At 54.5% G+C, this 24364-nt stretch carries 22 protein-coding genes; all 22 read right to left on the reverse strand.

The genetic code is table 11. From position 1 onward, the window contains the following. Positions 1-32: 32 nt before the first annotated feature. The 22 genes from NTU47_09050 to lat all read right to left on the reverse strand — a co-directional run bounded on the left by NTU47_09050 (position 33) and on the right by lat (position 24272). Entirely contained in the window at positions 33-1886 is a 1854-nt protein-coding gene (locus NTU47_09050; GenBank protein MCX6133943.1) for a carbon starvation protein A, read from the reverse strand. Positions 1887-1999: 113 nt separating this feature from the next. Then, positions 2000-2545, reverse strand: coding sequence for an isochorismatase family protein (locus NTU47_09055; protein ID MCX6133944.1), 546 nt, complete (start codon positions 2543-2545; stop codon positions 2000-2002). A 16-nt stretch (positions 2546-2561) separates the two neighbouring features. Beyond that, a complete protein-coding gene (locus NTU47_09060) occupies positions 2562-3977 on the reverse strand; it encodes a nicotinate phosphoribosyltransferase (protein MCX6133945.1) in 1416 nt (471 codons plus the stop codon). Between the two features lie 51 nt (positions 3978-4028). Further along, entirely contained in the window at positions 4029-4382 is a 354-nt protein-coding gene (locus NTU47_09065; GenBank protein MCX6133946.1) for a YraN family protein, read from the reverse strand. Beyond that, positions 4379-5041: a ribonuclease HII gene (locus tag NTU47_09070; protein MCX6133947.1), complete on the reverse strand. Its 663-nt coding sequence runs from the start codon at positions 5039-5041 to the stop codon at positions 4379-4381. The genes NTU47_09065 and NTU47_09070 overlap by 4 nt, the downstream gene beginning before the upstream one ends. Before the next feature lie 8 nt (positions 5042-5049). Next, positions 5050-5889 (reverse strand): geranylgeranylglycerol-phosphate geranylgeranyltransferase, encoded by an 840-nt coding sequence (locus NTU47_09075; GenBank protein ID MCX6133948.1) that lies wholly within the window; start codon positions 5887-5889, stop codon positions 5050-5052. Continuing rightward, complete coding sequence (locus NTU47_09080; protein MCX6133949.1) at positions 5879-7570, reverse strand: BamA/TamA family outer membrane protein; 1692 nt, start codon at positions 7568-7570, stop codon at positions 5879-5881. Before NTU47_09080 ends, NTU47_09075 begins: the two co-directional genes overlap by 11 nt. A gap of 104 nt (positions 7571-7674) precedes the next feature. Continuing rightward, positions 7675-8988, reverse strand: a complete 1314-nt coding sequence (locus NTU47_09085; GenBank protein ID MCX6133950.1) for a GWxTD domain-containing protein — start codon at positions 8986-8988, stop codon at positions 7675-7677. Positions 8989-8992: 4 nt separating this feature from the next. Next, positions 8993-10321, reverse strand: coding sequence for a 30S ribosomal protein S12 methylthiotransferase RimO (gene rimO, locus NTU47_09090; protein MCX6133951.1), 1329 nt, complete (start codon positions 10319-10321; stop codon positions 8993-8995). Continuing rightward, on the reverse strand, positions 10318-11271 hold the full coding sequence (locus NTU47_09095; protein MCX6133952.1) for a phosphatidate cytidylyltransferase: 954 nt from the start codon (positions 11269-11271) through the stop codon (positions 10318-10320). The genes rimO and NTU47_09095 overlap by 4 nt, the downstream gene beginning before the upstream one ends. Before the next feature lie 88 nt (positions 11272-11359). Further along, complete coding sequence (locus tag NTU47_09100; GenBank protein MCX6133953.1) at positions 11360-12307, reverse strand: CPBP family intramembrane metalloprotease; 948 nt, start codon at positions 12305-12307, stop codon at positions 11360-11362. After that, on the reverse strand, positions 12308-13267 hold the full coding sequence (locus NTU47_09105; GenBank protein MCX6133954.1) for a hypothetical protein: 960 nt from the start codon (positions 13265-13267) through the stop codon (positions 12308-12310). Positions 13268-13272: 5 nt separating this feature from the next. Further along, complete coding sequence (locus tag NTU47_09110; GenBank protein ID MCX6133955.1) at positions 13273-14121, reverse strand: DUF3108 domain-containing protein; 849 nt, start codon at positions 14119-14121, stop codon at positions 13273-13275. After that, complete coding sequence (locus tag NTU47_09115; protein MCX6133956.1) at positions 14121-15164, reverse strand: glycosyltransferase family 9 protein; 1044 nt, start codon at positions 15162-15164, stop codon at positions 14121-14123. Before NTU47_09115 ends, NTU47_09110 begins: the two co-directional genes overlap by 1 nt. A 116-nt stretch (positions 15165-15280) precedes the next feature. Next, on the reverse strand, positions 15281-16447 hold the full coding sequence (locus NTU47_09120; GenBank protein MCX6133957.1) for an NAD(P)/FAD-dependent oxidoreductase: 1167 nt from the start codon (positions 16445-16447) through the stop codon (positions 15281-15283). Positions 16448-16461: 14 nt separating this feature from the next. Next, positions 16462-16716, reverse strand: a complete 255-nt coding sequence (locus NTU47_09125; GenBank protein ID MCX6133958.1) for a 4Fe-4S binding protein — start codon at positions 16714-16716, stop codon at positions 16462-16464. Between the two features lie 83 nt (positions 16717-16799). Then, positions 16800-18677, reverse strand: a complete 1878-nt coding sequence (gene dnaG, locus NTU47_09130) for a DNA primase (protein MCX6133959.1) — start codon at positions 18675-18677, stop codon at positions 16800-16802. 229 nt (positions 18678-18906) lie between these two features. After that, positions 18907-20544, reverse strand: coding sequence for a chaperonin GroEL (groL, locus tag NTU47_09135; protein ID MCX6133960.1), 1638 nt, complete (start codon positions 20542-20544; stop codon positions 18907-18909). 26 nt (positions 20545-20570) lie between these two features. Beyond that, a complete protein-coding gene (gene groES / locus NTU47_09140) occupies positions 20571-20864 on the reverse strand; it encodes a co-chaperone GroES (protein ID MCX6133961.1) in 294 nt (97 codons plus the stop codon). Between the two features lie 260 nt (positions 20865-21124). Continuing rightward, on the reverse strand, positions 21125-21835 hold the full coding sequence (gene rsmI / locus NTU47_09145) for a 16S rRNA (cytidine(1402)-2'-O)-methyltransferase (protein ID MCX6133962.1): 711 nt from the start codon (positions 21833-21835) through the stop codon (positions 21125-21127). A 125-nt stretch (positions 21836-21960) separates the two neighbouring features. Next, positions 21961-22806: an NAD+ synthase gene (locus NTU47_09150; GenBank protein MCX6133963.1), complete on the reverse strand. Its 846-nt coding sequence runs from the start codon at positions 22804-22806 to the stop codon at positions 21961-21963. 29 nt (positions 22807-22835) lie between these two features. Continuing rightward, on the reverse strand, positions 22836-24272 hold the full coding sequence (gene lat / locus NTU47_09155) for an L-lysine 6-transaminase (GenBank protein ID MCX6133964.1): 1437 nt from the start codon (positions 24270-24272) through the stop codon (positions 22836-22838). Positions 24273-24364 lie beyond the last annotated feature (92 nt).

The raw sequence follows: 24364 nt of genomic DNA on the forward strand, positions 1-24364 counted from the left end.
TGACAACGCAACGAGCGCCCAATCATTGGCACTCAGCAGCAGCCGCCACCCGGAAGATGCGTGACCTTTTCTGTGGCAAAGATCATTTCCTGGGCAGTGAAGTTCTCGTGCTTGACAAGGACCTTGTACCAGCGCCGGAAAGCCTCGACCATGACAATCACAGCGCAAGTCATGATGATCACGGTCAATGTACTGTTCACGTATCCTTGCATGGCTGTGGCGGGCTTCTCAGTCAAAGGGAGATAGTTGTCGAAAATGTTGTACCATCCAGCCACGAGCGTCGTGATGGAAACGAAAAACATTGGAATCATCGTCACCCAGACATAGCGCACTTTTCCCGCGTTGATGATCGCAGATGAGGCGACCGCCAACGCCACACCGGCAAGAAGCTGGTTTGCGGTCCCGAACATCGGCCAGATCGTGCTGATACTGCCGGCCCAGATGAAGTACGCCCAGGCGAAGACGACAACAGCCGTGGAGAGATACGCTCCGGGTATCCAGTCTGTGCGCTCAAAAGGTTTCCAGACTCTTCCGACAAACTCCTGCACAAGAAACCTCGCGATGCGGGTCCCGGCATCAATCGTCGTCAGGATGAAGAGCGCTTCAAACATGATCGCGAAGTGATACCAGAAAGACATGAGCCCCTTCATGCCCGGGATTGCTGAGAAGATCTGAGCAAAGCCGACTGCGAGCGAAACGGCTCCTCCGGGTCTGCCGGCCACGATTTCCCCGACTTCGTTCTGGAGTTCCGGGAGATTCACGACAGTCATGCCAAGAGCCTTGAACTTCTCCGGTGAGAGGTTAATCGCATAGTAGTCTGCAGGCCAGAGTGAGCAGGCGGCTATCAAAGCGATGATACCCACCAGCCCTTCCATCAACATGCTCCCGTACCCGATCATCCGGGCGTCCGATTCCTTGTTCAGCATTTTCGGCGTTGTCCCCGAAGAGACGAGCGAATGGAATCCGGATATGGCGCCGCATGCGATTGTGATGAACATGAACGGGTAGATCTTGCCAGGGATGATCGGCCCGCCTCCGTGGATATATTGTGACACAGCCTCCATTTTCAGATGCGGCGCCACGATGAACACTCCGATCACAAGGGCTGCGACCGTACCGATTTTCATGTAGGAACTCAGGTAATCACGGGGCGCCAGCAGCAGCCAGACGGGAAGCACAGACGCGATGAACCCATAAATGGCCATCGCGATGATGATCCCCTCCTTCGAGAGGGTAAAGTACGGTTCGAGGAATGAACCCGGAATCAGACTCCCGAGCAGAACACATGCCACCACGCTCACGACGCCGATGATGCTTGCTTCAGTAATCTTGCCGGGACGAATCTTGTTCATCCAGAGACCGACAAAGAGCGCGATTGGAATCGTCATCGCAATGGTGAACGTTCCCCAGGAACTCTCCCGCAGCGCATTCACCACGGCCAGACCGAGGCCGGAGAGTGCTATAATCACAATAATCAGGATGGCGATGGATCCAACGGTCCCCGCAAGAGGACTGATCTCAAATCTCGCGATGCTTGCCAGCGACCGCCCCTTTCGCCGTATCGAGGCCCCGAGGATGACAAAATCGTGTACTGCCCCCGCGAAGACAACACCAATCACCAGCCAGAGGAAACCCGGTAGATATCCGAACTGTGCAGCCAGGACAGGTCCGATCAGCGGGCCCGCTCCAGCGATGGCCGCGAAGTGGTGTCCGAACAAGACCCATTTGTTCGTCGGATGGAAATTCTGACCGTCGTTCAGTTCGTGCGCGGGTGTTACGCGCGTATCATCGAGCGCTATTACTTTCGCTGCGATGAAGGCGCTGTAGTAACGGTAGGCAATGACCATGACGCAGAGGGCTACAAGCAGGAGGTACAGTGCATTCATGTGCTGGTCCAATCTCTGATGGTACCGGGTATCCGCAGTTCACGACAAGGCTGCAACTAACTGGACGATACAGGAATATTGAGAGACTATCAACTCCCCGGCACTGATGGCAATCAGCGGATCTCTGAAGAATCGAGGAGCGTGATCCCCGCGAGTTTCATTTCATCAAGAGCGTGTGCCCCGTCATCCGGCCGGACGTTGACGGCAGCCACAGCGTCGGTCACCACATACGTGTGAAATCCACTCTTCGCGGAATCCAATGCGGAGGCCTTCACACAGTAATCGGTGGCAAGGCCGACAACGTACAGTTCGGTGATGTCTGCTTGTCTCAGGTAGGTGCCCAGGTCCACATTCGTGGCCTCGAAGGCGGAATACCCGTCATCTTTGTCGTGCGTGCCTTTGAGAAAGACCTGTTGAATCTTGCCTCTCAGCAGTTGCGGGTGAAATTCTGCGCCGGCCGTGTCTCGAACACAGTGCGGCGGCCATTTCTTGAAGTGGACAGACGCGGTCGGATGCCAGTCTTTCGAAGCTACAACAACGTCAAAATGACCCAAAAGGAGATTGATAACGGGGACCACCTTGTCTCCGTCAGTCACCGCCAGGGCGCCGCCCGGGCAGAAGTCATTCTGTACATCGACGATCAACAAGCCCTTCACCATCGCCTCCTTTGTTGCCTCAGAACTGTTGCTGAAATCCCTCGACCAATCGTGCCCGCAAACCCAGAAGTTTCTGCGAGATTCCAACGCGATAGATATGCGGGAACTCGAAGCGTTTGTGCTCCGCCGCGAGATGCAGCAGCCGCTCCTGGACATACTGTGCGCTTTCGTGGACGCTGCTCCTGACCAATGTGCGTCCCCCTTCCATGACCTTGTGCATCAGCGGTTCGGAGGTGCATTGTTTCAGGTTGCTTCGCTGTTCAGAGAAAAAGGGATGATAAATACTCTCTGGTGAAGGCTCTCCGTCGAGCGTCACACCATCTGCTGTAAAGATTCCGTCTTCGTTCAGGAACCGATGAATACTCTTGACGCCTGGCAGCGTCAGCTTGGTGTAATTCTCGGAGAACTTGAGCCGTGGCTCTCCATCGCACATGCTCAATTTATAGACGCCATCCAGAGCGGCAGCAGGCTGTCCGGTTACCAGCCGCGTTCCAACGCCAAACATGTCAATCGGGGCTCCCTGGTCTTCCAGCAGACTTCGGATCACATATTCATCGAGCTGGTTCGACACCGTAATCTTCACATACGAGAGCCCTGCCTGGTCGAGCATGGTCCGCGCATGCTTCGACAAGTAAGCCAGGTCACCACTATCGAGACGAATAGCTGCCATGCGATGGCCTCGTTGCTCCAACTCCTTCGCCACGATGATCGCGTTCGGGACTCCACTGCGCAGTGTATTGTACGTATCGACAAGCAGGATGCAGCTATCGGGATAGACCTCGGCAAACTTGCGGAACGCGGTCAGTTCATCGCTGAAGCTTTGCACCCACGAATGGGCCTGCGTGCCTGACACCTCGAGGTCGTTGTGAAACGCCGCGTAGACATTGGAAGTGGCGTCGATGCCGCCGATGATCGCGGCCTTCGTCGCATGGATGCCGCCCAACCCCTGAGCCCTCCTGAGACCAAAATCCATCACACGACGCCCTCCCGCCGCGGCCTTCACCCGGGAAGCCTTCGTCGCGATGAGCGATTCAAAATTCAGTATGTTCAACAGAAGCGTTTCAATGAGCTGTGCCTCGATGAGCGTACCTTCGACACGCAGCAACGGTTCGAGCGGAAATACGACCTCTCCTTCCCGTACCGAAGTGATCGAGCCCCTGAACTTGAACGACCGTAGATACCGGAGGAACTCCTCTTTCAACCCGAGGCCCCTGAGATACTCAATGATTTCATCGCTGAACGAGAACCCTTCGATCATTTCCAGAACGTCCGTCAATCCGGCAAAGAGTACGTAACCACCATGGAAAGGGTTTTCCAGGAAGAAATAGTCGAAACAACTCACTGCATCAGACCGACCGGTCAGAAAATAGCCCTGCGCCATTGTGAGCTGGTAGTAGTCGGTATAGATTCCGGAACTGTTGTTGAGGAGATTCATCTGATTCTTGTTGGTGTGGGTGTGAAGATCCCGACCTGCTCCGGGGCCTTCTTATGAGATTGCGTTCTGCAGGAGGCGAATCCCTGGAATTCCATTCACAATAGTAATGGCAACGACGTCAAATCTGCATGGCTGATGCTCAATGTTGCGCTCGAACAAGTATCCTTCAGCCACCTTCTTCAATTGCTCTTCCTTGGAGGGCGTGACCGATTCCTCGGGCGGCCCGGACGCTTCGCTCTCGCGAGACTTCACCTCGACGAACACGAGGATTGTCCCATCCTGAGCGATGATATCGATCTCCCCCCGGTCATACCGGTAGTTGCGTTCGATGATCCGGTATCCCTGTTCCTCGAGGAACCGCGCCGCAAGATCTTCCCCCAATCGTCCCTTCTGGTGCTTGTTCATCGCACGGAGCGCCCTTCAGTGGAGAGCTCTTTGAGTTCCGGGATATGGAATGTCCGGCGGTGAATCGGGCAGAGTCCGTAGTGCCGAAGTGCTTCGACATGAATCCTGGTTCCATATCCCTTGTGACGATCGAATCCGTATTCAGGGTACTGGTCGTGGTAGTCTCGCATCAGGTTATCCCGCGTCACCTTCGCAACGATTGAGGATGCGGCGATCGTCACCGAGAGCGCATCGCCGTCGATCACGTTATGATATCGTAGCTCTTCGTGTTTGAAGCTGTTCCCGTCCGCAAGAACGATCGCCGGCGGTAGTGTCAGGTTCTCGATCGCTTTTCGCATTGCCAGAATCGACGCCTGGTAAATGTTGATCCGATCGATTACTTCATGGCTCACGATGCCGACGCCTACGGACAATGCCGCGTCGAAGATCCGATGGTAGAGCACTTCCCGCTGCCTGGCGCTCAGCTTTTTCGAATCGTTGACCCCATCGATGCAGAGCCCTTTCGGAAGGATGACAGCACCTGCGACCACAGGCCCCGCGAGCGGTCCACGCCCTGCCTCATCAACTCCGGCAATGTGTTCGAGCCCTTGAGCCCAATACGTCGCTTCCAACTCGAGCGTCGGGACTTGTTTCTTCTGCTTCGGCTTGGAGATCGTCACTTCCATATTCAGGAACCAAGAAACACGGCAAAGATACCGGCGACCATACACACTTTCAAGATAAGACTTAACCGCTTCAAATTCGAGAGCGTTGAATCATACCACATCGCAATAATCACATACGCGAGAGCGAGGTTCACAAAGAGAACAACGAGCAGATACCGCAGGTCGTACACTCCGGCAACAAATGGCACAAACGTCGTCAGGATGAGCACACCGATGGCAATCGACGCTCCAAGGAGCCCCGCCTCAGGACCATGCTTTACGGGGAGCGTCTCGGCTCCCACTGTTGCATCGCCATCGACATCCTCGACGTCTTTGAGAAGCTCCCGGGCAAGGTTGGCGAGGAATGCGAAGATCGCGGGATAGATGCCGAGATCAGGACGGCCCGCAACGGCCGCACCGAAGGGGAATGCGAGCGCTGTCATGAACGCCACCGCGACATTCCCTGCCACAACAGTTCCTTTCAAACGCTGGCTGTAGAAATATAGCCCGCCAACCCAGACGACTGCAATGACGACTCCCCAGATTCCAAGCAGAAGGCTCAAGACGAGACCGAACGCAGATGTGGTGATCCAGAGTCTTCTCGCGTCGCCAAGTTTGAGCGCTCCCCTCGGCAGCGGGCGATCAGGACGGTTTATTTTGTCCGTCTTGATGTCAAAGTAATCGTTGATCGCATTTCCACCGCCGGCAATCGAGGACGCCGCGATGGAAGCAACAATGATCAGCAGCCAGTCCAAGCCGGACGGTTTGGCAAGGACGCCCGCAACCGCGACAGTCATAAAGACAATCGCAAGGTTGACAGGGCGCAACAGTTCGATGCGCGGGTCGAGATTCTTAAAATTCATTGATCAACCGTATATGGAGTTTTGCGGTACTGAATGTGTCCCCCTCACCGAAAGCGAGGCTGACGCCCATAAGTCCCAACGGAGTATCGAGACGTATTCCTGCGCCGTATCCGATCTTGTTGGTTTCCTGTTGCACGAGACCTGCCTGCGCGCGATCAGGCATGAGAATGTAGCCGATGTCGATGAACCCGAATGCGTAGGAGCGAGGTCCAGTCAGAAGCCGGTATTCCGCATTCGACCATGCGACACGGGAACCCAGAAACTGTCCCTCCCGGTACCCACGAAGCGTATTTGAACCTCCCAATCGGAACAGGTCGCTCTGCTCAACGGCCCCGCTGCTGAAGTTCCTTGCTGACAGACTCACCGAAAGCACCTGGTTCTGTACCGGCGAGATGTCGTACTCCAGATCAAACGCCAGCTTCTGAGTGGACGCATGATCACTCGACGACGACAGCGAGTTCTGCGTCTCTTTGACACCCGTCTGGTACTCGGTGCGATACCTCAATCCACTCGAAGGCGTGACGGGATCGTTCCGTGAATCATACGAGACAGACACTCCGACGCTCGTCGTATGACTTTTACTTGCGACAAGGACGCCAAAACCTTCCGTCGGCAGGACACGCTCACTTGAAAACACAACTCCAAGATTGAGTTCGTCGGTGGCCATGAGTTCACCAGAGAACCTGTATTCGTTGCGGATGAAGGTCGAATCCTGTTTTCTCTGTGCAAATCCGGCTTCACCATTGAGGGGGAGCGATGCAATCCATGGCTCGCGATAGCGCAGTTCGATTTCCTGTGACGACTCCGTTTCCCGATACCATCGTGCCGTGAGCTTTCTCGCCGTTCCAAGAATGTTGCGGAACTGGACGTCAACCAACCCGGTGAGGTATCCGCCCGTGCCTGTACTACCCGAGGGAACATAACCGACGACTCCGTCGAACCGGTTCGGGTTTCCTTCGGTCACTTTCACCAGGAGTCCGACAGTCCCATCCTGGTTCACAAAGAGCTCCGGCATTGAGACACTGGAAAACAGCTGCATATGTTCGAGCCGCTGCTTGACGAGCATCGGGTGGCCTCCGCGCAACACCTCCCCTTCAACCAGGCGGGCCTCCCGCGTGATGACGCTGGTTTTTGTGGTTGTGTTCCCCTCGATTCGAAGATCGCGAATCTTCGCCAATGCCCCTTCGGCGATGGCGAGAGTCAGAAAAGTCGCGACAGAGTCCTTCAGCTCCTCGAAGCGGATATCCCGGATCTCGATCTTCGCGAACGGAAACCCCGATTGTTCATAGCTGTCAAGCAATCTGCTCACATCACGTTCGAGAATGGCCGGTACGAACTTTGTCCCTATCTGTGTTTCGATGAGGCGTTCGGCATCCACCTGTTCGAGCGATTTCAGCCCCTCCATCTTTACCGAAGCAACAAAGGCCCTCTTACCCTCATGCACCGAGATCACGGCAGTTACCGTCGAGCTGTCTGCCATCGGGATCAACCGTACCGAATCGACCGCTGCGAAGAGAAAACCCTCTGAAGAAAACCCGGCTGCGATGCGCGCTGAATCCGACGGTAAGAACGAGCCCCCTTCTTTCGTCTCCATCCAGGAACGGATTGTCGCGCTGGACACTCTTGAATTCCCTGTCACAACGATCGCGCTGACACGGCGTTCAGACTGGGCTGCGACCATGCATGGACACAACACGAACGCGCAACACCATACGGCCAAATGGAAAAAGCCAGGCGAACTGCATGCCGCGCTGGCTTTTCGTGTCCGAAATCGCTGCATCAGGATCAACGCATCCTTCCCCACAGATCGGTTGTGGGATAACGGAGCCGGTAGTCTCCGAATCCCGTCTCGTCAACAAAAATGAATTGGCGATTCAATTGGTAGTAGTACCATATTTCATACGGCTTGTTATCGACATCGAACGGGTGACGTTCGATGTTGTCAGGGCTTCCAAACCGGATGAACACCATCCCCATGTCCGTCCGCCATCCTTCAAGGTAGTGTGTGAAGGACTGATTCGCGTACTGGACCCGGCCGTAGTATTCCTCCATAAGCTCGTTCCGCTGGGTTTGAGGATCGGGGTCACGTTTGGACCAGAACTCGAGAAACCTTTTACGTTTGTCTTCTTCGGTCGTAGCGGAGCGGACATAATCCAGCTCTGCTTCACGGGCGATATAGATCAGCTGATCGATCGCTTTTTGCAGGTCGATAATTGCGACCGGAAGATCCGCCGAGCGCACAGTAAACGTTCTGGAAGTCGAGGACTTGACTGTGACTTGACCGGTGCCCGAGCCGACCTTGCCTGCCGCAACAACGGAAAGGTAGTACGTCCCCATGCGCAGCCCGGTGCTGTCAAGTTTCAGAAAAATCTGCGTCTTGGTCCCGACGGTGGCCTCTGACTGAGTGTAACTGGCCACTTCGTTTTTCCTCGAATCGTAGATCTTCGATTCAAACACCAGCGAGTCGAACGCATGCCGCGTGTAGGCTTCGAAGAACACGAAGAACCCTTCGGCGAGATTGCTGACGCTTCCCGGGATGTTCGGGACAATCGTCCGCTTCTCTCCATCTGTCGACAACCGGTTCACGAGCATGATATCACTCAGAGAGAGAGAATCCTTGGTGAAATCAGTGATGAGAAGCGACTTCTTCAGCTGAGAAGACTTGCGCGATTCCTGATCCCGGAGCTGGATCGTCATTTGATAATTTCCCGGTTCAACGTCCACGGTCCGGTGTGTCAGACTGTGGAGCTTACTTTGCGTGGTCTGGGAAAACTCAGCGACGGGGACATCGACAGTCCAGGTTTGCTCGTGCGTCAGAGTTTTGGATGGACTAAACAGAGAAAGCGTAATCTCGTAGCGGCCGATGTATTGATCCCCTTCTTTGACGAACCGGATCTCCTCATGCGGAACTTGCACATAGACATCGAGACGCGATTTCTGAGGTTGATCCGACGCATAGGCAATGGCATCGGCGTAGAACGCGGGTCCGGCTTCCACGAGCCCCCGCCGCATCTCCGTTTGAGCGTGCCCGGTCGTGACGAGCGACATCGCCATTCCAAATAACCCCAAGATGATGAACAGACCTCTGGTGATGCGCATGGTCCTATATCCTTCTATCAATGGTGGTTCCGGACACCTCTGCATAGAGATCGTACTCCGTGCAGCGCGTCACATGGGCGTCCACAAAACTCCCGATTGGCAGGGCCGCCGAGCTCTTTACGTATACTTCCTGATCAATTTCAGGTGCGTCCCACTCCGTCCGTCCTACGAAGAACTCATCTTCAACTCTGTCGATCAGGACCCTGACATCCGACCCAACGATCGACTCATTGTGTTCTTCTGAAATCCGCTGCTGCAATTCCATGATTCTGGCCCGTCGCTCTTCTTTAAGCTCTGTCGGAATGGGATCACCCAGGTCAAACGCCGTGGTCCCCTCTTCCTGAGAGTACGTAAAAACTCCGAGCCGATGGAATCTCACTTCATTTACAAATTCGCACAGCTGCTCAAAATCGTCGTCGGTTTCGTTCGGATATCCGACTATCAGCGTTGTCCGCAGGCCTATGCCCGGGACGGCGGTCTTGATCTCAGAGAGGAGATCTCTCAGAGACCGGTTCGTGACGCCTCTTCGCATGGACTTCAGGACCTCGTCCGCAACGTGCTGAATAGGCATGTCAAGATAGCGGCAGATGTTCGGGTTGTCGCGGATGACGCTCAGAATGCTCTTGGGAAATTTCGCGGGATAGGCGTACATCAGCCTGATCCATTCGATTCCCTCAACACCTGCGAGCTCGCTCAGCAGTGCGTCGAGCTGACGATCCTTCTGCAGGTCAAGACCATAGTACGTCGTGTCCTGACCGATCAGTATGAGTTCTTTTACGCCGCGGGAAGCGAGATGATGCGCTTCGGTGACGAGTTGTCCGAGCGGCCGTGAAACATGCAGGCCTCGCATCAACGGAATTGCGCAGAACGAGCAGGGATTGTCGCATCCCTCGGAGATTTTTAGATACGCGTAATGGGAGGGTGTTGTAAGCTGGCGTTCACCGAGAAGCTCCTCCCTGTATTCAACCCCGAGCTCACGAACAATTTGAGCGATGTGGTGGGAGCCAAAATAGGCGTCAACGCTGGGGATTTCAGCCGCAAGATCCTTCGCAAAACGCTCGGAAAGACAGCCCATCACCACGACCTTTTTCAGCTTCCCCTGGTTCTTCCTCTCGACCGCCTCGAGAATCGCGTCGATGGATTCCTGCTTCGCTGCCTCGATGAAGCCGCATGTATTGATCACAGCAATGTCGGCGTCGTCCACGTCATCGACAATGTTTGCCTTCCCTCCGGTAAGCTGCCCAAGCAGCACTTCGCTGTCTACGAGGTTCTTCGAACATCCCAGAGTCACGATGCTGATTTTCGGCTTCAGGTTATTTTTGAAAGTGGTCACGAGAGCACGACAAAATCAATGTAAAGATACACAATGGGGGCTACAAACACCAGGCTGTCGAATCGATCGTACACTCCGCCGTGGCCGGGGATGAGCGCAGACGAGTCCTTCACGTTCGCGTCGCGCTTGAATCTCGACTCAACAAGATCCCCAAGTTGTCCGAAGATCCCGACAATGACGCCGAGGATCAAAGCATCCTGAAGTCGGAGATAGTCGAGAACGAGAGCGCGTGCTGCGAGCATCGCAAGCACAGCGCCGACAAACCCGAAGACAGCGCCTTCCCATGATTTCTTCGGACTCACACGTTCGAACAGCCGGTGACGCCCGAACGTCAACCCGCCAAAATACGCTGCCGTGTCGCAAATCCAGATGCTCGCAAGGAGTGACACGATCGTGTAGCCGCCCCAGCGGGAGATCGTGGCAAGCTCCAGGTCGCCGGCCATTGCGACGCTGAAAAATTTGGAAACAGGAAAGCCGAACGGGAACAATTCACGAATCTCGATGAGCGTGCCGAAAAACAACGAGACCACCATCACTCCGAATACCGTCGCCCCCGCGTTCATCATTGGAGATCCCTTCTGGCGGAACAACTCAATCAAAAGAACAACCAGAAGGAAGACAAGAAGTGTAACCAGAAGGAATTGCAGCTGCGAGAACATGGAAAGAGGGAATCCCCGGGAAGCAAAGAAACTGAATACCTCCACCTGCAGCCGCTCGTAGATGAATGCCGCGTTCACCAGGAATCCGCCCGCTATGCCCACTGCTTTTTGTGGAAAGGCACCTTTCGTCTCGGCGAGGACGTAAAACTCATGCAACGATACGGCGGAGATCACGGCCACGAGGGCAAAAAAGAAATAACTTCCGGCCATCGCAGCCCAGACAATGACGGGGATTGCCACCAGGGCCACGGCAAGGCGCGTCGGGAGTGAACTGAAACGTGATGATTTCACGGGTGACTCCATACCAAGAAGAACAGTTCTAGATCAAAGAGAGTTTCTGATGGCACCACCATTCACCACAGGGACATCGCACGACGGCCTACCTATGGGCGTCATCCGCCGCTCTTACGTCAGCCGTCACACGCAGATAGGAGGTGAATGAAACAACGAAAAGCATGGAAAACAGGAAGAGCTGCGCAAGGATCGCTGCAGGGTTGATCTCCACTCCTTTGGCGGCGCCGAGAACCATCTTGTCATCCATCTGGAAAAACGAGACGACCACGGCGAGTCCGTTGTTCAGGAAATGAAGGCTCATCGCAATTACGATGCTTCTCGAACGCATCCGGAGAATCCCAAAAAAACAACCCAGAATAATCAAGGGCACAAGCGCGAACGGGTTAAAATGGAATAAACCGAAGATAACGCCCGTCCAGATCGCGGCATTCATGGCTTTCATTCTCCGTTCAAAGCTGCTTTGCACCAGTCCGCGAAACAGAAGCTCTTCCACGATTGCGGGTGTAATGCTTACGACAAGAACCACGAGCATGAGTTCCCACGCACTGTTGGCCGAGACGAGTGTGCGGAACATCTCTTCCACGAGTTGCTTCGCTGGTTCGACAATCTCTTTCAGCCCTTGAGGGAGGGGGATCCGGTCCTGGAAATACATATATATTTGCATAACCTCCTGAAGAAAGAGAAGGCTAAGAACCGCAAAGACCGACTCACCCGCTTTCGGCATGCGCCATGGGAACACACCGGCGAATCGATGGTCCAGCAACCGCGCGAACATGAGGGTTGGAACCAGTATGAACAGAATCTGCCCGGACATCGTGAAGATTCTGTGCATCATCACATTGTCGGGAGTCACCTTGCTGCCCACCAACAACAGGGTGAGGAATCCGCCGATGAGCTGATACAACACGAAGACGATCAGGAGGCATACGAAGGCGAACAAGACTGGCGAGATGCCGTACCTCTCAACAAAAGGCGCCGTCGGAGGCGGCACGGGTGCGGGCATCGATGGTTCGGTCAGATGAGTCAAGGACATCTATCCTTTGGTCACGTGCAGCTTGATCATCGATGCGAGCAATGGAATCATGATTTCGTGATGCCCGGTGAAAGAATATCCTCTTCCAGACGTCCGCGTCGGCCGTTCCACGACGTTTACCTGAGGGCGGTATTGTCTGATCATATCAAAATTCGCCGTTGAGAACCCCTGCGCTTTGTATCCAAGATTGCGGGCGACCGTGAGCGCTTTCAGAAATACCTCCGGGAGAATCACTGCAGACCCCACGTTCAGAACAACTCCGCCCCCTTTGAGTTCCTTGACGGAGTTTGCGAAGATCTTGAAATCTCGGAAACTCATTTCGCCTGTGGCCGCTCCGTCCATCGTTGGCTGCTGGTGTATGATGTCGGTTCCGATTGCGGCATGGACCGTGACGGGGACATTCTGCTCGTAGCACGCCGCAAGAATGCTGACAGAAAGGTGCGGAGCTTTCGAAGCGATGAGTTTCTTTGCAAGCGTCTCGGCATACCCTTCGCTGGTCTCGGCAAACCCGCGTACGAGCGCGCGGTTGATGAATTCTCCCGTCTCCTTCGACATCCCGAATTTCCCGTCCATGATGTTGACTGCCACATCTTCAGAAGTCTGTCCCCACATCGCGGTTTCGACGTCATGGATAGCCGAGGCACTGTTCATAGCCACGTGGGTGATCACTCCCCGCCTGACCAGATCGATGATCAGAGGAGACAAGCCCACCTTGATGACGTGGGCGCCCATCATCAGGATCACCGGTTTCTTGCGGCGACGGGAGCGTTCAATGTCGCTCACAAGCTCACGCAGCTCGTCCGCCATAAGGATGCGCGGCAGTGAATCCACAAATTCGGCGACGCGTGCCTTCCGGGGATCGATCACGCGGGCAAAGTCTTTCGGCGAGACCTTGCTTTTCCGCTTGGCGATGGAAATGGTCTTGATACCGGAGAGCTTGATCTGTTTGTATTTTGACATGGCAGTTACCGTACCTTTGCCCCTATGGGGCCGTTGATGCCGGAGTATTCTCTCAACTCCGCATCGATGGATCCAACGACAACCTTTGTGCTTACTTTGACCGGAATCTTCCGTTCATCGTCAGTCAGCCAGATGAGGACCCTCCCCTCGCTCTTAAACAGCCCTCCCTCTTTCATGAGCGGCTCGACAATAATGCAGTTGAACGTTCCCGCGTCCACCTCGATCCTCTGCCGGCCCAGGAATTTCACCTCGAGCGAATACGTTGTGTCTCTGAAAAAATTCTGCAGCATCATCTTCTCGCCAATGCGGGACTTCGAGTAGTCGAGCGTCCGGATAAAATAGAACGCCGACACCGCGTCATGGACGTACGGCGGGATTGGGTACTGCTTGTCACCAGAATACGCGATGTTTTTCACCTGATCGAACCAGGCGCTGAAATCCCGGCTGTAAGATCCCTCCCGCACCCTTTGCGTGAAGTGCCAAGGGAAAATCCCGAGCACATCAAGATACGTCTCGTAGCGGTCATCCACCTTATAGATCCAGGAGAACGTCTTCGTCGAATTCACGGTGAAGAGAACCTGATACACCGACCGACCGAACATCGAATCGGATTTCGGGATGCTCATGACTGCTTCCCCGGCGGTTATGAAACTGTAACCCACATCGAAGACCAGGCGCTCTCCTTCGGCGAACGCTCCATGCGGAACCGTACGGAGCATCGTGTTCGACCCGTAGAGACTCCCCCGGGACAAGAGCGCCCTGCCGAGTGAGTCTTGCGACACAACTTCAGCGGAAATCGCGACCGTCAGAATAATCGCCGTCAATGCAATGCGTCCGCACATCGTGTTCATCATTATGATCGTTCTTTCCGGGAAATGAGGTTCCGGGCTGCATTCAGCACTTCCCCAACCTTGATCTGGTCCATGCAGTCATTTCCCTGGCATGGCCCCCCTTTACAGCGCGGGCACACGACATTATCAGCCATGAAGACAGCCTTCCTGTCACTCAGCGGCCCCCAGCGGCGGGGGCTGCATGCGAGAATAGGGGGATAGAAGGCGATCACCGGCGTTCCGGTCGCCGCGGCAATGTGCAGCGGCCCCGTGGAATTTGAAACGAAAAGCTCCGCATTACCAAGAAACGCCGCCAGGACCTTGAGCGGCATTCGGCCCACGCTCCCCACAGCAGCTCCCCCAGCACGCGTCAATACCTGCCTCACCAGTTCCTCCTCTGCTGCAATCCCTGTGACAACGACTCTGGCACCATCGGCAGCCAGACCCTTTGCGAGGTCGCCGAAGTTCTGCGCACTCCAATCCCGTGCTGATCCTCCGCTACCCGGGTGGATCACCACGAACCTCTCCGTCTGCCCAATGCCGAGTCTCTTGAGTTCTTCGGCGGCGGCTTCATGCGCCCCTTTCGCGAGGGGGAGTATGATTCGGGGAACGCCTGGAGTGCGAATCCCAATTTCCTGAAGCAACGAAAGGTTGTATTCCGCCTCATGCCTCTCAGCGGTTTTGCGGTGCTCAAAAACTCTCTTGTTGAATAGGAACGAATACCATCGATATCCCGACCCCACGCGTACCGGCACACCGGCAAGCGCTGTCAGAAGTGCAATACGGAGAGTCGGGTGGGAAACAATGGCAAGATCAAATCGCTGAGCCCGAAGCTCTGCAAGCAACGCAAGAAACCCCTTCTGCTCCCCCGATGTGTCGCAGGAAATGATGTGATCGAGCCCGGCAAATCCTTCAACCAACGCGCTGGTGTAAGACCGAAGCAGCATCGAGATTCTGATCCGCGGCATGCTCTCACGCAACACCGGGACCATCGGGAGTGTCAGAACGACATCACCGATCCGATCGGTCCGAACGATGAGAACATTCTCAAATGTGCGTTCTTTCACTGCTCCGCATCAATGGTTATTGATCAATATACTGCACGGTGCTCAGAGTATCAAGGCAGGGAGAGAGTGGAAGACTCCGAGTAAGGGTTAGATCGATGTTTCCTTCATAACAGCCGTCAGGAAATGAACACTTTCGCGACATCCAGGAGAATCGAAGGCTGGTTCCAGAGCGCTGTCCGGAAAATGCCCCCGACTGTTCGTTTCTCTTCCGGCAGCTTCAGTCCATCGATGCAGATCTTGTTCAAGGTCTCGTCGGAGAATGAGGAGATCGCTTCCTTGATTCTGTAGAACACTTCGTGACGCCAGCCAAGCCGTTTGCTCCAACGCTTCTGATACTCATCAAGATGCGCCATATCGTTCTTCGCCACGGCTTCAGCGATGATCTGACCGGCGATCATGCCCCCGATCATCCCGCTGATGATCCCCCCACCGCTCGTCGGATTGACCTGGTGGGCCGCATCTCCCACGAGGAGCACAGATCCCTTCACGATGTCGTCACACGTTTTTGCACACGGGACACCTCCCGCGATCCGGGTGAGAATCGCTGCGTTCGGATACTTCTTCCCGACAAATTCTTCCAGGTATCGCACTGCCGACTTTTCTTTCGCCAACTCGACGCTGATGCCGATGCCGACGTTTGCACTGTCTTTCCCTTTTGGAAAGACCCAGAGATATCCGCCGGGGGCAACGTTATCACCAAAGTAGAATTCGAGGATTCCCTGTTCCACCTGGATGCCTGAAAGCGTGAACTGAGCACAGCTCTCCATGTCGTGGATGTGACATGTTGTATCGATCCCGCCCCATTTGCCGACCCGACTCTCCACACCGTCGGCCCCAACAACCACCTTCGATCGGATCTCGACTTTCTTGTCCTTGATGATCGCGCGCACACCGACCACCCGGCCGTCTTCTTTCAGAAGATCGTACGCATACGCCTTCGTGACGACCTCCGCTCCTTCACGGACTGCAAGCTTCGCAAGCTCGTAGTCGAAGATCCGCCGTTCAAGAACGTATGCAACGCCGTCGAGCCGCGGCACGATCGAGTTGCCGTCCGGGGAGATGATTCTGAATTTCGTGACCGTCGCGGCAATCCAACGCTGGTCAGGTTCGATAAACTGAACGACCCCTTCATGGCTGACCGCTTCTCCGCACCGGACAGGATACCCGACGTCCCGGTCTTTCTCCAGGACAAGGACAGAGGCTCCTCCGGCGGCAGCGAACCGGGCGGCCGTTGATCCGGCGGGTCCCGCTCCTACGATAATGACGTCATACGCATCGTTCATCGGTCTCTTGATCTCTAGAATGAGGGGGGATGTTCCTGCGGCAGCGACATCTCTTTCGGCAGATGGTCGATGCCTTCACGATGGAATTCAATCACTTCCCACGGACACGCCCAAACGCACTTGCGGCAGTTCGTGCAGCGCTCGTCGATGATCCGTATCTCGGATTCAAGGAGTTCGATGGCGTCCTCGGGACACACACCGACGCAGCAACCGCAGAAATCGCATTTCCCGGGGACCAGGTAGATCATCAGTGGCGTCGTGCGCGGCAATCGAACCTCTTCAATCACTGTGAGAGAATCAAAACATGTGGCTGTGAAATCGCAATCTACTCAACACCAACAAAGCATAACTGTCAGCTGGGCTTGAAAAGCATGCCTGCATCGACATTACCCAACTGAGCCGTCAATTCCTGGTTTCGCTGCATCAACGCTTGCACATCGGCACCCCGGGCGGAAGCGTCCTTCAGTGCGCGCCGGTTGATTTCAATCTGTGCGTGGAGTTTCCTCTTGACCATCGCGACAATCGCATCCCGGGCAACCCTCCAGGGATCGACTTCCTCAAAGACCATCTCACTACTCTCCCACCTCTTGCTGATGTCGTACTTGCTCATCACGATGTCGGTCACGAGACCCTTGGACACCGGGTCTTCGATTTCATTCACAAACTCCGTTACCGTTCCAGGCCCCTTCTCATCGAACCGGGCGAGAAGAAACTCGATAATCTTCTTGAACTGCGGATCGGAGATGTCGTCAACGGTGATGTAGGAAAAAATGAAACCGACCATGTCGGCCTGATGCTCGAGCAGAAGCTTCAGGATGTCGCGCTCTGCCACGGGAGCTTCTTTCTTGCCGGCAGGTACGCTTCCGGTCTTTGAAGTCTCGGAAGCCGTCTGCAACCGTTGAGCGAAGTCGGGCCGGCTGCTGACCGGACGATTTTTGTCGACAGTCCATCGATCCAATTCACGGTAGAGAACAGACTCGTAGATATCGTACTTTGTGGCGACCTCTTTGATATAGAAATTCCGCTTCAGCTCGTCCTTCATCTTCGCAATCGATTGGACGATGGACCTCACCGCCTGTGCCTTTCCTTCAGGGGTTGAGAAGGCGCCGGCCTTCAGGAATTGTTTTGCCTTGAAATCGATGAAGGATACTCCCTGATCGAGAAGTTTCCGGAATTCTTTCCCCCCCGATTTCTTCACAAACGAATCAGGGTCTTCCCCTTCCGGCAGCTGGACGATCGTAACATCCAGGTCCTGCGCAAGGGCGATGTCCATCCCCCGGATTGTCGCGTTGGATCCGGCCGAATCGGCGTCGTACACGAGCGTCAGCTTCTTGCTATAACGTGAAATGAGTTGAACCTGTTCCTCCGTGAGCGCCGTGCCGCTGGAGGCAACGACATGCTGAATCCCCGCCTGGTAGAGCGAAATCAAGTCGGCATATCCTTCCACCATCAAGGAATTGTCTTCCGTGCGGATTGCGTCCTTTGAATGGAAGAGGCCGTAGAGGATGCGGCTTTTGTTGTAAATCGGGGTTTCAGGCGAATTGATGTACTTGCCGAGCGGATCGTCTTCGCGGAGCTTTCTTGCACCGAAGCCCACGACTCTCCCCGTGGTCGTGAAAATCGGGAACATTGCCCGGCCTCGGAAATAGTCGTAATCGGTGCCATCCTCCCTCGTCCTGATCAGGCCGGCTTTTTGAAGGTCTTCCCGTTTGAGCCCTTCTTCCTTTGCCCGGTTGAGGAACCCATCCCACGAATGGAGTGAGTATCCGAGGCCGAACGTCCTGATTGTCTCATCGGTAAACCCGCGTTGATGATAGTACTCGACGGCGCCGCGCCCTTCATCAGTCTTCGTAAGACTTGTATAGAAATGCAGTCCCGCAAACCGGCAGGCATTATAGAGGCCTTCGATTTCGTTCTGCTGTTCCTGATCTGCCTCCGTGAAGGAGATCGTAATTCCCGCCTTCTCTGCGAGCGATCTGACAGCTTCCGTAAAAGAGACTTTTTCAAACTCCATCACAAACGTGAAGACGTTTCCCCCCTTCGCGCAGCCGAAGCAGTGAAAGACCTGTTTTTCCGTGCTTACGGTGAACGATGGGGTCTTTTCCTGGTGAAAGGGGCAAAGGCCGACGAAGTTCTTCCCCCGCTTTTTCAGCCGCACATGCTGCGAAATCACATCAACGATGTCATTTGCGGAGCGTATTTCTTCAATTTTCTCGACGGGAATGCGCATAAGCAAGGTCAATGTAGCCAAATATGGAAGTACAAGCAAGACGGCCGGATATCGCAGACGCGTGGTACTATCGACGGTGAGCGTGGAAGTGCCACGCACTTCACGTGAATCGGAAAGGTAGCCCGCACTCCGGCTTATTCCGGATAAGGGACCATCACCCTTGTTAAAACAAAAACCCTCCTGCTCGTATTGAACAGGAGGGTGTTGGAGCACTTCTGGTAATGGGGGGCTAGTACATATCCCCGCCCATACCACCCGGATGAGGCATCGCGGGCGACTTGTCCTTCTCTGGCTTCTCAACGATTGTTGCTTCCGTCGTCAACAGAAGTCCAGCAACGCTGGCAGCATTCTCCAAAGCGATACGAGCGACCTTCGTCGGGTCGATGACACCGGCTTTGATCAGGTTCTCGTACTGCTCAGTCTGAGCGTTGAAACCGTAGTCGTCCTTGCCTTCTTTGATCTTGTTGACAACAACGGAACCTTCGAGGCCGGCATTCTCGACGATCAATCGAATGGGCTCTTCGACTGAACGACGGATAATCTCGACGCCGATCTTCTGGTCTTCGTTGGCCGCTTTGACTTCTTCGAGCTTCTTCTGGCAGCGCAGATATGCGACGCCACCACCGGGAACGATGCCTTCTTCCACCGCAGCGCGTGTAGCGTGCAGCGCGTCCTCGACACGTGCCTTCTTCTCCTTCATCTCGACTTCAGTCGATGCACCGATCTTCAGCACGGCAACACCACCCGACAACTTCGCCAAACGCTCCTGCAGCTTCTCCTTGTCGTAGTCCGATGTGGTCTTGTCGATTTGCTGCTTGATCTCGTTGATGCGTTTCTTGATGTCTTCCTTCTTGCCCGCACCCTCGACAACCGTTGTGTTGTCTTTGTCGATTGTGACGCGCTTTGCCGTTCCCATGTAGGAGAGCTGAGCGTTTTCGAGCTTGAAGCCCTTCTCTTCCGAAATCACGGTGCCGCCTGTCAGAACTGCGATATCCTCCAACATCGCTTTGCGCCGATCTCCGAATCCCGGAGCCTTCACAGAGCAGACGCGGAGTGTGCCGCGCAGTTTGTTGACCACGAGGGTCGCCAGTGCTTCGCCTTCGACTTCTTCTGCGATAACGAGAATCGAACGACCAGACTGCGCAACCTTCTCGAGCATCGGGAGAAGATCCTTCATCGCGCTGATCTTCTTGTCGTGGATCAGGATGTACGGATCTTCAAGAATGGTTTCCATTGTCTCCGCGTCTGTCACAAAGTACGGAGAGAGGTAGCCGCGGTCGAACTGCATACCTTCGACCACATCGAGCGTCGTCTCAGTTCCCTTTGCTTCCTCAACTGTGATCACGCCGTCTTTTCCGACTTTTTCCATGGCGTTGGCAATCAGCTCACCGATTGCGCGATCGTTGTTGGCGGAGATTGATCCAACCTGGGCAATCTTCTCCTTATCGTCGCCCACGGTCTTGCTCATTTCCTTCAGGCCTTCGACGATCTTCTGAACGGCGAGATCGATGCCGCGCTTCAGATCCATCGGATTGGCACCGGCCGTGACGTTCTTGAGTCCTTCACGAACGATTGCCTGTGCGAGCACTGTGGCGGTCGTTGTTCCGTCGCCGGCCACATCAGAGGTCTTCGACGCAACTTCGCGTACCATCTGAGCGCCCATGTTCTCGATCGGATCCGTGAGTTCCACTTCCTTCGCAACAGTAACGCCATCCTTCGTGATGGTCGGCGCACCGAACTTCTTGTCAATGACGACGTTGCGACCCTTGGGTCCCAGCGTGACCTTTACCGCATTTGCAAGTTGATCGACACCACGCTTCAATGCAGATCGGGCATCAGTGTCAAAGTTGATTAACTTTGCTCCCATAATTTTAAATCTCCTTTCGTCAGAAATTACTTTTTCGGCATAATGGCAAAGATATCGCTCTCACGCATGATGAGGAGCTCTTCGCTGTCGATGGTTACTTCCGTGCCGGAATACTTTCCATACAGCACGCTGTCTCCAACCTTCACCTCAGGTGTAATCAATTTGCCCTCATCTGAGAACTTTCCCGGGCCAACTGCGACAACTGAACCCCAAACTGGCTTCTCTTTGGCGGTGTCCGGAACGATGATTCCGCCCTTGGTCTTCTCTTCTGCGGCCGACGGCTTTACAACTACACGATCTGCCAATGGCTTCAGATTCATATGATATACCTCCTATATAAGATTATGTATTTTAAAGACTTATGGAAGGCACTAAGAATTAGCACTCTATGCTCTTGAGTGCTAACAATATACAACAATCCGAGGTTCCTGTCAAGAGGGAAAATAATGGCCAATTGTCAATGACTAGCGGCCGATGACTGTTAGCCAATGACTGATAGTCAAAGGCGTTGACGGTAGGTTCGGTGAGGATCAGGAATTCGGGATGGCAAAAAAGGTGCAAAGAATGGAGCTTTGGGGGGCTATTCGGCCTTGAACCCTTCTACGACCAAGACATACTCCCCACGTGTGGGTTTGGACGTCAGGCTCGCCAGAACGGAGGAGATGGGTCCACGGACGATTTCTTCAAACTTCTTGGTTAGTTCTCTGGCGACGACGACGTTGCGTTCCCCAAACGTCACGCGGATCTCTTCGAGCGTTTTCAGTATCCGATGAGGCGATTCATAGAAGATTATGGTTCTGGGCTCAGTGCATAGGATTCCGAGTCTGGTCTTTCTCCCCTTCTTGACGGGCAGGAAACCCTCGAAAACGAAATGGTCAGTCGGCAGTCCGCTGACGATCAATGCAGATATGAACGCTGATGGACCGGGTATGGGGATGATCGGTATACCCGACTCCAGAGCAGACCGAACAATGTAGTACGCCGGGTCTGAAACGCCGGGTGTGCCTGCATCGGACACAAGAGCGATCGAAATGCCCTGTTGAAGTTTCTCAATCAACTGAGGAGTCCGCTGACGTTCGTTGTAGCTGAAGTAGCTCAGCATCGGCTTGCTGATGGCGTAGTGATCCAGCAGGATCTTCGTCTTCCGGGTGTCCTCTGCCGCAATGAGGTCGACGGAGCCAAGCACTTTGACCGCGCGATACGTAATGTCGTCGAGGTTGCCGATGGGAGTTGCGACGAGGTAGAGGGTGCCGGGAGAGACCTGACCATCCGAAGGATCTTTGCGTTCCATCTCAGTCTTCGGAGAATCCACTGCGCCTCCTCAAACAATTGTGTTCGTAATTCATCACGCGGACGGGTTTGCTACCGTGGAGCCCTTCGAAAGAGCGGGACAGACAGAAGGGACCTTCGGAAGGCCTAGATTCCCCAATCGCGAGCGTACCTGAAATCAACATTCACCGTCCGATACGAAACTTTTGCAATCACGGGCGGCCTGCGCTTGAATTGATTCTTCCGGATCATTCCCTTCACACGACCGACAAAATCGGGGGCGAATCCCAGTTTCTGAAGCTCCTCATCATTCCGCCGTTCATCAACGAGACGGAACAACAGCGAATCGAGTTGCGCATAGCTGCACCCGAGTTCGTCTTCATCCGATTGCCCCTCCCACAAATCCGCCGTGGGGGTCTTCTCCACGATGTTCTGCGGAACACCAAGTTCGCCGGCGAGCTGCCACACCTGCGTCTTGTACAAATCGCCGAGAGGATTGATGGCTGAAGCGGTATCACCGAAGAGAGTCCCGTATCCAACCATGATTTCCGTCTTATTGCTCGTGCCGATGACGAGTGCACCTTCCCTGGCCGAAATATCGTAGAGAGCGATCATGCGCATGCGCGCCATCACGTTTCCCCGGCGGACCCTGTCTGTCACCTTCCAGGCCTCACAATACGCATCGACCATCGCCGAAATATCAATAGTCTCGGACCGGATTCCCAGCTTGTCAATCACGGTCCGTGCGTCTTCGACGCTCTTCGAGCTGCTTGAACGGTATGGCATCAACACAGCCATGGTGTTCTCGTTTCCCAATGCTTCAGCCGTGAGAAAGGTGCTGACGGCGGAGTCGACTCCGCCGGAGAGTCCGATGACTCCCCGGTGGAATCCGGCGTTCTTTGTTTCATCACGCAAGAACTTCGTAAGGAGATCTCTCACTATCGCGGCATTCAGAGAGAGCCCGTTTGTTGATTCTGGTAGGTTGGTTTCCACGACACCGCCTTCGAAAGTTCCTGAGTGCCTCAATTACCCTGATTGATCTCAATCAGCGCCTGATGGATGATGTGAAGTCCATCGTCGATTTCCTTCTTTGAAACGTTCAATGGCGGCCGGAATCGAATTGACCGATCGCCGCATCCGATGAGGATGAGCCCCTCCTCGTAGGCCTTGGCACGGAGCTGATCTCTGTTTTGAGCTTCATCGAGATCGATCGCGCAGAGGAGACCGCGGCCACGGGCATTCGACACCAATCCGGGGAATTCCTGCTGCAGAGCTTCCAGTTTCCCGATAAGGTGGGTTCCCACGTCGAAGGAGTTCTGCACCAGCTTCTCCTCGTGAATGATCTCCAGGATTCGCTGAAAACGGACCATATCGACCAGGTTTCCGCCGAATGTGGAATTGATCCTGCTTGGCTTGTGAAAAACATTTTCGAGAACGTCATCAATCCGCTTGCTGCACATGAAGCCGCAAATCTGCGTCTTCTTGCCGAACGACATCAGGTCGGGCTTCACGAAATACTCGTGCGCCCACATTTTTCCTGTGATGCCCATCCCCGTCTGCACTTCATCGAAAACGAGGAGGATGTCACTCTCGTCACAAATTGTCCGGAGCTGAACGAAGAACTCCTTCCTGAAGTGATTGTCTCCCCCTTCGCACTGAATCGGCTCGATGATCATCGCCGCGATATCGTCGGGATTGTTGATGATCGCCTGCTTGATCTGCTGGATCGCAACAGCCTCCGCCTTGTGGACATGAGCGAGGTGTTCCTTGTTCAGCGGGAATTCGATCACCGGGTTGTGGATGCGGGGCCAGCGGAATTTTGGGAAGTAGTTGGTCTTCGTCGGATCTGTGTTGGTGAGCGAGAGCGTATAGCCGCTGCGGCCATGGAAGGCTCTGCGGAAATGAATTACCTGGCGGCCGCGTTCCTCTGTGTATCCTTTGATGAAGTTTTTGCGAACCTTCCAGTCGAACGCGGTCTTGAGCGCATTCTCGACGGCGAGAGCCCCTCCGTCGACAAAAAAGAGATACGGAAGATAGTCGGGCTTCGCGATCCGTCCGAACGTCTCCACGAACTCGGCCATCTCGACCGTATAGGCATCCGAATTCGACACCTTGTTCACTGCGATGTAGCCGAGTTTCTCCAGGAATTCCGGTGACGTGAGTTTCGGATGGTTCAATCCCACCGAACCGGAAGCGAAGAACGTGAAGAAATCGAGGTATCGCTTGTTGTATCTCGAATCGAAGAGATAGGATCCCTGGCTTCGCTTGAGATCGACGATGAGATCGAAGCCATCGACCAGCATGTGTTTCGCCAGAGTGGTGTGAACTTCGTTCGGAGATACTTTAATCGGGTTCCTGGTCGTAGGCTTTTCCTCGTTCAGCATGGAGTCGGCTTGTTCCGGTGCGGCAGCCTGATTCCCGGTCACTGCCCGTTCAGGATTCGCAGTCAATGTGTCCATCATATATCACCATGGGGTTCTGTTCGGTTGTGGTTGTCGTGAGTTGACGCATCGATCCCCACAAGAATTCAGAAGAACTCCTGGTGCTCGTA

Source organism: Ignavibacteriales bacterium (assembly GCA_026390595.1).
Lineage (GTDB): Bacteria > Bacteroidota > Ignavibacteria > UBA10030 > UBA10030 > UBA9647.